The sequence below is a fragment of the Corynebacterium sp. genome (genome assembly GCF_012837295.1).
Taxonomy (GTDB): Bacteria; Actinomycetota; Actinomycetes; order Mycobacteriales; family Mycobacteriaceae; genus Corynebacterium.
In genome coordinates this window covers 1-10,517 of the sequence record NZ_DURI01000083.1, presented here as the reverse complement: position 1 = coordinate 10,517, position 10,517 = coordinate 1, and the positions used below count along the sequence as shown (strand labels likewise).

The 10,517-nt window shown below is 70.5% G+C and carries 8 protein-coding genes; 4 read left to right on the top strand and 4 right to left on the bottom strand.

The window, feature by feature from the left end; all coding sequences use genetic code 11:
- From GX015_RS02860 to GX015_RS02850, 3 genes are all read left to right on the top strand, one after another.
- Positions 1-204: excalibur calcium-binding domain-containing protein (locus tag GX015_RS02860; protein ID WP_291342655.1), on the top strand; the 204-nt coding region annotated here is incomplete at its 5' end.
- 239 nt (positions 205-443) lie between these two features.
- Positions 444-2,321, top strand: a complete 1,878-nt coding sequence (locus GX015_RS02855) for a ribonucleoside triphosphate reductase (RefSeq protein ID WP_291342653.1) — start codon at positions 444-446, stop codon at positions 2,319-2,321.
- Complete coding sequence (locus GX015_RS02850; RefSeq protein WP_291342650.1) at positions 2,311-3,297, top strand: radical SAM protein; 987 nt, start codon at positions 2,311-2,313, stop codon at positions 3,295-3,297. Before GX015_RS02855 ends, GX015_RS02850 begins: the two co-directional genes overlap by 11 nt.
- 235 nt (positions 3,298-3,532) lie before the next feature.
- On the opposite strand, the gene GX015_RS02845 is transcribed toward GX015_RS02850, so the two are convergent.
- Together GX015_RS02845 and GX015_RS02840 are read right to left on the bottom strand one after the other, a co-directional pair.
- Positions 3,533-4,741: an acyl-CoA dehydrogenase family protein gene (locus GX015_RS02845; RefSeq protein WP_291342649.1), complete on the bottom strand. Its 1,209-nt coding sequence runs from the start codon at positions 4,739-4,741 to the stop codon at positions 3,533-3,535.
- A gap of 36 nt (positions 4,742-4,777) precedes the next feature.
- Positions 4,778-6,202 (bottom strand): acyl-CoA dehydrogenase family protein, encoded by a 1,425-nt coding sequence (locus tag GX015_RS02840; RefSeq protein WP_291342648.1) that lies wholly within the window; start codon positions 6,200-6,202, stop codon positions 4,778-4,780.
- 295 nt (positions 6,203-6,497) lie between these two features.
- Between GX015_RS02840 and GX015_RS02835 the strand changes: the two genes are divergently transcribed.
- Entirely contained in the window at positions 6,498-7,751 is a 1,254-nt protein-coding gene (locus GX015_RS02835; protein ID WP_291342647.1) for a metallophosphoesterase, read from the top strand.
- Positions 7,752-7,814: 63 nt separating this feature from the next.
- Here GX015_RS02835 and lysS read toward each other — a convergent pair whose 3' ends face one another.
- Together lysS and GX015_RS02825 are read right to left on the bottom strand one after the other, a co-directional pair.
- Complete coding sequence (gene lysS, locus GX015_RS02830) at positions 7,815-9,365, bottom strand: lysine--tRNA ligase (protein WP_291342645.1); 1,551 nt, start codon at positions 9,363-9,365, stop codon at positions 7,815-7,817.
- 72 nt (positions 9,366-9,437) lie between these two features.
- Positions 9,438-10,424, bottom strand: coding sequence for a carbohydrate kinase (locus GX015_RS02825; RefSeq protein WP_291342643.1), 987 nt, complete (start codon positions 10,422-10,424; stop codon positions 9,438-9,440).
- Positions 10,425-10,517 lie beyond the last annotated feature (93 nt).

The window sequence follows — 10,517 nt, the reverse complement described above, 5'->3', positions numbered from 1 at the left end:
CCGGCGCCCGCCCCGGCCTACGAACCCGCCCCCGCCCCCGCTCCGGCGTACGATCCCGCACCGGCGCCGGCCCCCGCCGTCGGTGGCGGCTACTACGCGAACTGCAGCGCCGCCCGCGCCGCGGGCGTGGCGCCCATTCCCGCCGGTGCGCCGGGCTACCGGGCCGGTTTGGACCGCGACAACGACGGATGGGCCTGCGAATAGCGCCCCGCCCCGCACGGCCGGCGCATCCCTTCGCTCGGTCGCCGCAACCCTCCCCATCGGCGCGCCACCCCTCCCCCGAACGGAGGGGTGAAAGATCCGCCAAAGAATCGGCCACACAACTTATGGGCGCTCGACAACGGCGCGGCCCCACATGTTGTGACGGTTCCCGTCGTTAAGCATGATCAATGTCACAATAAGCCGAATCCCATTTATGTGATTCGAGTCTTATGGTGAGGGCCATGACGGCCTTCACCACCCACCACACAGGAACCAACTGCCTCACGGATGCCACGGCCCCCGGGGGCCACGGCACAGGCGCCGCCGTCCCCGACGCGCCCCGCCTCATCGATCCGGGCGCGACGATCGACGAGTACCTCGACCGCGCCGACTGGCGGATCAACGCCAACGCGAACCAGGACTTCAGCCTGGGCGGCATGATGCTGAACACCTCCGGCAAAGTCGTGGCGAACTACTGGCTGGACCACGTGTTCACGCCCGAGGCCGGCGCCGCGCACCGCGAAGGCGCCATCCACATCCACGACCTGGACATGCTCGCCGGATACTGCGCCGGCTGGTCGCTGCGGGCATTGCTCGAGGAGGGCTTCGGCGGCGTCGCCGGCGCGGTGTCCTCCGCCCCGCCGAAGCACCTCACCTCGGCGCTGGGCCAGATGGTCAACTTCCTGGGCACGCTGCAGAACGAATGGGCGGGCGCGCAGTCGTTCTCCAGCTTCGACACGTACCTCGCGCCCTTCGTCCGGATCGACGGCCTCACGTACGACCAGGTCGAGCAGGCGATCCAGGAGTTCGTGTTCAACCTCAACGTGCCCTCGCGCTGGGGCACGCAGACTCCGTTCACGAACCTGACCTTCGACTGGGTCTGCCCGCCGGAGCTGCGCGACCAGGTCCCGTTCATCGGCGACGAGCCGGTTGACTTCGCCTACGGCGACCTGCAGGCGGAGATGGACCTGCTCAACCGCGCGTTCATCGAGGTCATGGGCCGCGGCGACGCATCGGGACGCGCGTTCACGTTCCCCATCCCCACGTACAACATCACCGCCGACTTCGACTGGGACCACCCGAACACGCGCCGCCTGTTCGACATGACTGCGCGCTACGGCCTGCCGTACTTCCAGAATTTCATCAACTCCGACCTCGACCCGGGCCAGATCCGCTCGATGTGCTGCCGCCTCCAGCTGGACCTGCGGGAGCTGCTGGCCCGCGGCAACGGCCTCTTCGGCTCGGCGGAGCTGACCGGTTCCATCGGCGTGGTCACGGTGAACTGCGCGCGGCTGGGCTTCCTCCACGCCGGGGATTTCGACGCCCTGCTGGCGGAACTCGACGAGCTCCTCGCCCTGGGGGTGGGGGTGCTCGAGGCGCGGCGCCGGACCGTCGCCACGCTCATCGACGCGGGCCTGTACCCGTACACGCAGCGGTGGCTGCCCGGCCTGGACAATCACTTTTCCACGCTGGGGGTCAACGGCATCAACGAGATGGTGCGCAATTTCACGGTCGACGCCGACGACATCACCACGGCCCGCGGGCACGCGATGGCCGTGCGGCTGCTGGACCACATCCGCGCGCGGCTCGTCGAATTCCAGGAGTCCACGGGCCACATGTTCAACCTGGAGGCGACGCCGGCGGAGGGCGCGACGTACCGCTTCGCGCGCGAGGATCGCCGCCGCCACCCGGGGATCCTGCAGGCAGGCACGGACGACGAGCCGTATTACACGAACTCGTCGCAGCTGCCCGTCGGCCACACGGACGACCCTTTCCGCGCGCTGGCCGAGCAGGAAGAGCTGCAGTCGAAATACACCGGCGGCACGGTGCTGCACCTGTACATGGGCGAGGCGATCGATTCCGGCGAGGCGTGCGCGACGCTGGTGCGCCGGTCGCTGGAGAATTTCCGCCTGCCCTACGTCACGGTGACGCCGACGTTCTCGGTGTGCGCGGCGCACGGCTACCACTCCGGCGAGCTGGAGGCGTGCCCCACCTGCGGCGGCGAGGTCGAGGTCTGGACCCGCGTCATGGGCTATTTCCGCCCGGTGTCCTCCTTCAACACGGGCAAGAAGGGCGAGCACCACGAACGGTTGCCCTTCGCCCAGCGCCATGTCGCCTGACGTGCTTGACGACGTCCCGCCCTCCCCGCCGTCCACCCCTCTCGCCGCGGCGCCGGTGCCGGTGGCGGGCGTGGTGCCCTTTTCGTCGGTCGATTGGCCGGGGAAGTTGGCGGCGACGGTGTTCCTGCGGGGGTGCCCGTGGCGGTGCCCGTATTGCCACAATCCGGATCTGCAGGCCGCCGCGGGCACCGTGGGGCGTTGCGTCGCGGCCGGCGCCGGATCCGGTGCCGGTGTCCCCGAACTCATCGGCGGACGGTGGCGCGAGGTGCTGGACCTGCTGGATTCGCGGCGCGGGCTGCTCGATGCCGTGGTCATCACCGGCGGCGAGCCCACCATGCACCGGGGCCTCGGTGAAGCGATCGACGCGGTGCGCGCGGCGGGATTCGGCGTCGGCCTGCACACGTCGGGCTGCTATCCGGGCGCACTCGAGGACGTCCTCCGCGACCACCGCCCCGATTGGATCGGCCTGGACGTCAAGGCCGATCCCCGCGACGCGGAGGCCTATGCCGCCGTCGCATATGGAGGCGCGCAGTTCGGTGGCGCGGAAGGCGGAGGTGCGCAGCTGTCCGCCGGCGACAAGGTGCTGCGGAGCCTGCGGCTGATCGTCGAGGCGCTCGGCGCACACCAGACCGCCGGCGACTTCCCGCCGTTGTCGCTCGAGGTCCGGACGACGGTGTGGCCGGATTCTCCCGCCGTCGCCGGCCTGCGGGGCATCGCGGACATGCTCGCCGAGACGCTCGGTGAACTGCCCACCGGGGCTTCCCCCGATGCAGCCCTCTCGAAACGGCCCGGCGCCGTGCGGCCCGCGCTGACCTGGGCGATTCAGAAGGCCCGCCCCGACGGGGTCTCCCCCGACGCCGCGGCCGCCGCCGACTTCCGCGCCGACCGCCCCGGTTGGGCCGCGGAGTTGGACGCCCTCGTCTACGACGCTCGCGAGCGCCTCCGCGGAACCCCGGTGACCGTCATCGCCCGGTAGCGCCGCACCTCCGCGCCCACGAGATCACGATCGAGGCATCTCATCGCGATCTCGTCGGATGGGGTGGCACGTGGGCGTCGCAAAGCAGAAGAAGCCGGGCCATGAACGACGCAAACTGCAGACGCTTCCGCGATTTCGTTGCATGAAATCGCGGAAGCGTCTGCAGTTAGCGACGTTCAGCTCAGGGAACGCGATCCCAGCCCGTTCAACGCGGACCCGGATCGCAGGCGATCCCCTACTTCAGTTCCTTGGAGCTCAGGCCCAGCACGCGGCGAGCGACGACGAGCTGCTGGATCTGCTGCGTGCCCTCGAAGATGTCGAGGATCTTGGAGTCGCGGGCCCACTTCTCCAGCAGGTTGCGCTCCGAGTAGCCGTACGCGCCGGCCAGCTCGACCGCGCGGAGGGTCACGTCGGTGCCCATGCGGCCGGCCTTCGCCTTCGACGCCGAAGCCTCGAGGGTGTTCGGCTGCTTGTTGTCGGCCATCCACGCGGCGCGCAGGGCCAGGAGGTACGCGGCCTCCCAATCCGACTCGAGGCGGATGTACTCGGCCACGGCGGCGGACTGGGCGAGGGCGGGCTTGTCGTAATCGATCTCGACGCCGGCCTCCTCCAGGATGCGGCGCAGCTCCTCCAGCGCCGCACGCGCGACGCCGATGGCCATGCCCGCCACCAGCGGACGGGTGTTGTCGAAGGTCGCCATGGCGCCGGCGAAGGACTTCTTCACGTCGATGTCCGGCGAACCCAGCAGGTTCTCGGCCGGCACGCGGACGTTGTCCAGGCGCAGCACCGCGGTGTCGGAGGCGCGGATGCCCAGCTTCTCCTCCAGGCGCTCCACGGTGAAGCCCGGGGTGCCCTTCTTCACCAGGAAGGACTTGATCGCGGCGCGGCCGAGGGACTTGTCCAGGGTCGCCCACACCACGACGGAGTCGGCGCGCTCGCCGGAGGTGACGAAGATCTTCTCGCCGTTGATGACGTACTCGTCGCCGTCCTTGCGGGCGGTCGTCGACACGGCCGAGGAATCGGAGCCGAACGACGGCTCGGTGATGGCCATGGCGGCCCAGGTCTTGCCGAAGCTCTCCAGCTGCTCGTCGGTGGCGACGGCCGCCAGGGCGGAGTTGCCCAGGCCCTGGAACGGCAGCGACAGCGTCAGGCCGACGTCGCCCCAGCAGGTCTCGATGACGTTGAGCAGCGACGCCATGTTGCCGCCGTTCTTCACGCCGGTGCGCTTCTTCTTTTCGTCGCCGCGGCCGCCGGACGCGCCCGAGAAAGCGTTGCCGCCGTCGGCCATGCCGTCCATCATCGACGCGAGGGTGTCCAGCTCACGCGGGTACTCGTGCTCGGCGAGGTCGTACTTGCGGGAAATGGGCCGGAAGATTTCCGCCGCGGCCTGATGCGCCTGCGCGGCGCCCGCCCGGAGGAACTTCGGCAGTTCGAGGTTGATCATGTCGGATCCTCTTTCAAATCTGAAGTGTCTGGCGGATTACAGGACGACGATGCCCTCGGCGATGCCGATGGCGCGCAGGTCGCGGTACCAGCGCTCGACGGGGTGCTCCTTGACGAAGCCGTGGCCGCCGAGCAGCTGCACGCCGTCGGAGCCGATCTTCATGCCCTTTTCGGCGGCGTAGGCCTTGGCCAGGGCGGCCTCGCGGTCGAAGCGGCGGCCCTGGTCGGCGCGGGAGGCGCCGCGCAGCAGGATCATCCGCAGGCCGTCGAGCTCGATCTTGATGTCGGCGACCATGAAGGCCACGGCCTGGCGGTGCGAGATCGGCTCGCCGAAGGCCTCGCGCTCGTTGACGTAGGGCACGACGTAGTCGAGGACGGCCTGCGAGGTGCCGGCGGCCAGCGCGGCCCAGCCGAGGCGGGAGCGGCGCAGCACGTCGCGGTACTCGATCTCGGCCTGCTCGGGTGAGATCTGCTCGCCGCCGAGGATGGCGTCGGCGGGGACGCGGACGTCCTTGAGCACGAGGCGGCCGAGCGCGGCTCCGCGGACGCCCATGGACGGGTCGGCCTCGACGTGGAGCCCTTCGGCGGAGGACTCGACGATGACGAGGGCGGGGCGGCCGTTGAGGTTGACGCCCACGATGAACAGCTCGGCGGCGCCGGCGTTCGGGACCATCGACTTCACGCCGTTGAGCACGATCTCGTTGTCCTCGCGGCGGCCGGTGGCCTCCGGCTTCAGCGGGTCGAAGAGGGGGCGCGGCTCGGAGATGACCACGGCGGAGGCCGGGACGTCCTCGCCGGCGAAGGCGGGGAGGTAGGTCTTCTGCTGGGCGTCGGAGCCGTGGGCGGTCAGCGTCGCGGCGACGCCGGCGGGGGCGAGCACGGTCAGGGCCAGGCCCATGTCGCCGTAGGCCAGCGCCTCGGCGACCAGCGCGTTGGTGGTGACGTCCTCGCCGGTGGCGATGCCCTCGAAGGACTCCGGCACGTTGATCAGGGAGACGCCGAGCTCGGATGCCTCGGCGAGGAGGGTCTCCGGCGGGGTGGCCTCGTGGTCGGACTTGGCTGCGGCGTCGCGCAGGCGGGACTCCGCGAACTCCTTCACCGTCTCGACGATCATCTGCTGATCCTCGGTCGGGGTGAGGTCGAAGAGCTTCTTCGTGGGCGTCTTCGCCGGCTCGGCGGAGGCGGCGTCGTCGGGCGCGGCGGCCTGTGCGTCGCGGGCGGGGCGCTGGGGCTTGCCGGAGCCGGATACCTTCTTGAACTGGCGGTTCGCCGCGCCCAGGGTCTTGAACCCGGACTTGGTCGACTGGTAGATCACGCGGTCGATCGTCGGCTGCAGGTCGTACTTCTGGGCGAAGTCGGAGCCGGTGATGGACGTGATGAACCGCATCGCCGCGCCGATGGCGTCTCGGCCGGGGTTGTTGCGGCCGACGGTCGAGTCCTGGCGGTTCTTCTTCTCGCTCATGGGGTCATGGCCTTTCGAGTCAGAACTGTTACTGGGATAACGATAAAGCCATGTCGTGATCGTTGTCACATCTTTTGGCAGAACTACCCCATAATTGGCACTATCGCCGCCCCCGTAACGCACCCCCGGCAAAACACGAGGTCAACGTCATTTTAGCTTTGCGACGGCGATGGAAACGGCGTTATCGCAGGTATGCGCCGTGTGCGACCACGCGTGAACGAGGTTTCCATCGCGGACAGCCGCCGGACATTCGCGAGCAACCTTTCGTTTCCCTCGGGCCGTTAGCGTCCGCCGCATGTGCAACGGAAGCGGAATATCGGCGGGACGCGCGGCGGACGTTTCCGGGGGCGGCGGGGCACGGGCGATCAGCCGCCGGACGGCGCTGGCCGGAGGGGCCGCGGGCCTGGGCGCCCTGCTCGCCGCGACGGTCGTCCCGAAGGCGCGGGCGGTGCGCACCGGCGGCATCGAAGCCACCGACCTGGAGGTCGTCGCCGTCACCCCGACCTCGGTGACGTTCGGTTTCGCCTCCTACACGGCCCCGCACCCCGCCTACGGCCCGCTGCGCCCGACCGTGCCGACGCTCGGCGAGGTGGCCATCGCCCCGGCCGATGATCCGGCGGTGGCGGCCGACCCCGTGGGCTCCGCGGCGATCCCCGGGCCCGCCGGTTCGTGGATCCGCCCCGGCATGCCGGAGCTGCCGGTGGCCGCGACGTCGGAATCCGAGACCGGATTCCACCTGGTCACCGTCGACGGCCTGGAGCCGGGCCGCGAGTACGTCTTCGAGTGCCGCTGCGACGGCGTTCCCGCAACGCCCGGGCTGATGGCCACAAACATCCCGGGCTCGCCGGAAATCTCGGGGCGCATCACCACGCTGACGCCGCCGCCGGGCGAGCACGTCACCACCATCGCCGTCCTCAACGACACCCACATCGGCGAGGAGAAGCACGGCCTCATCCTCGGCGACTTCCCCGAGGCGATCGTGCAGGAACCGGGGCTGCCGCCGTTCCCGGAGATCATGCTGGCCTCCGCGCTGGCGGAGATCCGCGGCCGCGGCATCGGCCGGGTCTTCGTCAACGGCGACACGACCTCCGAGGCCCGCCCGCACGAGGTGCGGCGCTTCCGCGAGATCATGGACGGCTTCGGCGCCCACGGCGTCGACTACCACGTCACCCGCGGCAACCACGACCGCCCGCACACCCCGGACTCGGAACCGGAGGCCGGATACGAGGCGCATCCGGTCCTCGAGGGCACCGACGACCACCGCGACCCCTGGGGCGAGGAGTTCGTGCCCCGGCAGACCATGTGGCGCACCGACGTCGGCGGCCTGCGGGTGCTCGGCCTGGACACGTCCATGCTCGACGAATCCGGCGGCCGCATCGAGGAGGGGCAATTCGCCGCGCTCGAGGCGGAGCTCGCCGCCGACCCGCACCGGCCCACCCTGCTGCTCGCCCACCATCCCGTCACGGTCGAAGCGGCCTTCACCAACGTGGGCACCACGGCGCACCGCAACTACGTGGTCGAACGCGACCTGTCGGGTCTCGGCCGCTGACGCGAAATAACGACGGACCGGCGCGAACGCCGGGCCGTCGTCAAGCGAATCCGTGCAGCGGACCTAGTTCTGCTCGGGCTTCACGATCGGGAACAGCACCGTCTCGCGGATGCCCAGGCCCGTGAACGCCATCAGCAGGCGATCGACGCCCATGCCGACGCCGGTGGTCGGGGGCATGCCCTGCTCCATGGCGTGGAGGAAGTCCTCGTCGAGGACCATCGCCTCGTCGTCGCCTCCGGCCGCCAGGCGCGCCTGATCCTCGAAGCGCTCGCGCTGGATCACCGGGTCGACCAGCTCGGAGTAGCCCGTGGCCAGCTCGAAGCCGCGGACGTACAGGTCCCACTTCTCGGTGACGCCCGGCTTCGAGCGGTGCTGGCGGGTCAGCGGGGAGGTCTCGACCGGGAAGTCGCGGACGAAGACGGGGCCGTCGAGCTGGTCCTCGCACAGCAGCTCCCAGATCTCCTCGACGAGCTTGCCGTGGCCCCAGCCGCCCTTGGCCGGCACCTCCAGCCCGATGGCGTCGGCGATGGCCTTGAGCTCCTCGACCGTCGACTCGACGGTGACCTCCGGCTGGCCCGGGAACTTCCGCGCCAGGGCCTCGTTGAGGGAGGGGTACATCTCCAGCTGCTTCCACTCGCCGCCGAAGTCGTACTCGGTGCCGTCGGCCAGCGTCACGGTCGTCGAGCCGAACACGGCGACGGCGATCTCCTGGATGACCTCCTGCACGGTGCGCGCGGAGTCGTCGTACGTGCCGTAGGCGTCGTAGTACTCGAGCATGGCGAACTCCGGCGAGTGCGAGGAGTCGATGCCCTCGTTGCGGAAGTTGCGGTTGATCTCGAAGACCTTCTCCATGCCGCCGACGACGCAGCGCTTCAGGTACAGCTCCGGCGCGATGCGCAGGTACAGGTCCAGGTCCAGCGCGTTGGAATGCGTGACGAACGGCCGGGCCGCGGCGCCGCCGTGGAGCGTCTGCAGCATCGGGGTCTCGACCTCCAGGAAGCCGCGGCGCTCGAGCGCGTGGCGCAGCTCGCGGATGACCTTGATGCGGGTGATCGCGTTGTCGCGGGCCTCCGGGCGCATGATCAGGTCGGTGTAGCGGTGGCGGACGCGCTGGTCCTCGCTGAGGTCGGAGTGCGCGAACGGCAGCGGCCGCAGCGACTTCGATGCCATGGTCCACTCGGTGGCCATGACGGACAGCTCGCCGCGGCGCGACGCGATGACGCGGCCGGTGATGATGACGAAGTCGCCCATGTCCACGTCGGCCTTCCAGGCGGCCAGCGCGTCCTCGCCGACCTCCTTCAGGCTGAGCATCGCCTGCAGCTGCGTGCCGTCGCCCTCCTGCAGGGTGGCGAAGCACAGCTTGCCGGTGTTGCGCACGAAGATGACGCGGCCGACGACGGTGACCGCATCCTGGGTCTCCTCCCCCGCCTCCAGGTGGCCCCACTGCTCGCGAACCTGCGCCAGCGTGTGCGTGCGCGGCACCTCGACCGGGTAGGCCTCGCCGCCGTCGGCCAGCAGCTTCGCGCGCTTGTCGCGGCGGATGCGCAGCTGCTCGGGCAGGTCGGTGGCGGGCGTCTGGGCCTGGTTCGGGGTGGGGTTCTTCGCGTCAGTCACGGTTTCACAGGGTAGCCCACCGCTTGACGACGGCCTATCCGGGAGCAACCCACCCGGCCGGTGGGGGCGGCGCTACCCGAGTTCGGCCGCCGACGGCGGATTCGCCCCGGGCCGCGACACCGTGATCGCCGCCGCGCGCACCGCCCGCTCCAGGATCGGCCCCCACTGCTCCGGGCCCCAGGCGCGGACGACGTCGGCCGGGGCGGTGCCGCCGGGCACCACGTGGGAGGCGTCGCGCAACCGCGCGTCGATCTCCGCGACGATCGTGCCCATCACCGTGTCCCCCGCCCCGATCGTGTCGGCGACCTCCACCGCCGGAGCCGCCGCCGAGACCTCGCCCCGCGCCGTGAACGCCGTCGCCCCTCCCGCGCCCTCCGTCAGGATCACCGCGCCGCGGAATTCCGCGGCGATGTCCGCGCAAATGCGGCGGACGTCGGCGCGCGGGTCGTCGTAAAGCCAGGCGAGATCGGCGTCGGAGAGTTTGAGCACCGTGACGTGCGGCAGCCACGACCGGAACCGCTCGCGGTACAGGCCGGGGTCGGCGATGATCGCCGGGCGGATGTTCGGGTCCAGCGCGACGACGCGGCCGCGGTCGGCCTCGCGGAACAGGACGGTCTCGTACACCGTCGCGCCCGGCTCGAAGACCAGCGAGCACGTGCCCAGGCAGACGACGTCCGCCTCGAGCGGGCCCGGGTCGGCGACCAGGCGATCGGCGGCGCCCGCCCAATGGAAGTCGTAGGCGGCCGACCCGTCCGGGGCCAGCTGGGTGACGGCGAGGGTCGTGGGCTCCTCGCCCAACTGCACGAGCGAGGCGTCGACGCCCGCCTCCGCCAGGCGCGCCAGCCCTGCCAGGCCGTAGGCGTCGGTGGACAGGCGCGACAGGAACGCCACCTCCGTGCCCTGCCTCCCCGCCGCGATGGCAACGTTGAACGGGCCGCCGCCCAAATGCGGGCGCAGATCGGGACCCGGCGCATCCTGCGCATCGGGCTCATTTGGCGCATTCGGCGCGCCCGGCACGGGCACGAGGTCCACCAGCATTTCTCCGCCCACGACGATCATGGCCCCACCTTAAAGAAGGCGGGGCCATGCGTCAGGGAAAACGACGGGGCGGCCGGTCTGGCAGTCGGACGATGCGGCCGCTGCCGTCCCGTT

What these genes read in the sequence shown, in the direction of transcription:
- GX015_RS02855 (WP_291342653.1), top strand. Translation starts at nt 444, where the DNA reads ATGACGGCCTTCACCACCCACCACACAGGAACCAACTGCCTCACGGAT.
- GX015_RS02850 (WP_291342650.1), top strand. Translation starts at nt 2,311, where the DNA reads ATGTCGCCTGACGTGCTTGACGACGTCCCGCCCTCCCCGCCGTCCACC.
- GX015_RS02845 (WP_291342649.1), bottom strand. Translation starts at nt 4,741, where the DNA reads ATGATCAACCTCGAACTGCCGAAGTTCCTCCGGGCGGGCGCCGCGCAG.
- GX015_RS02840 (WP_291342648.1), bottom strand. Translation starts at nt 6,202, where the DNA reads ATGAGCGAGAAGAAGAACCGCCAGGACTCGACCGTCGGCCGCAACAAC.
- GX015_RS02835 (WP_291342647.1), top strand. Translation starts at nt 6,498, where the DNA reads ATGTGCAACGGAAGCGGAATATCGGCGGGACGCGCGGCGGACGTTTCC.
- GX015_RS02825 (WP_291342643.1), bottom strand. Translation starts at nt 10,424, where the DNA reads ATGATCGTCGTGGGCGGAGAAATGCTGGTGGACCTCGTGCCCGTGCCG.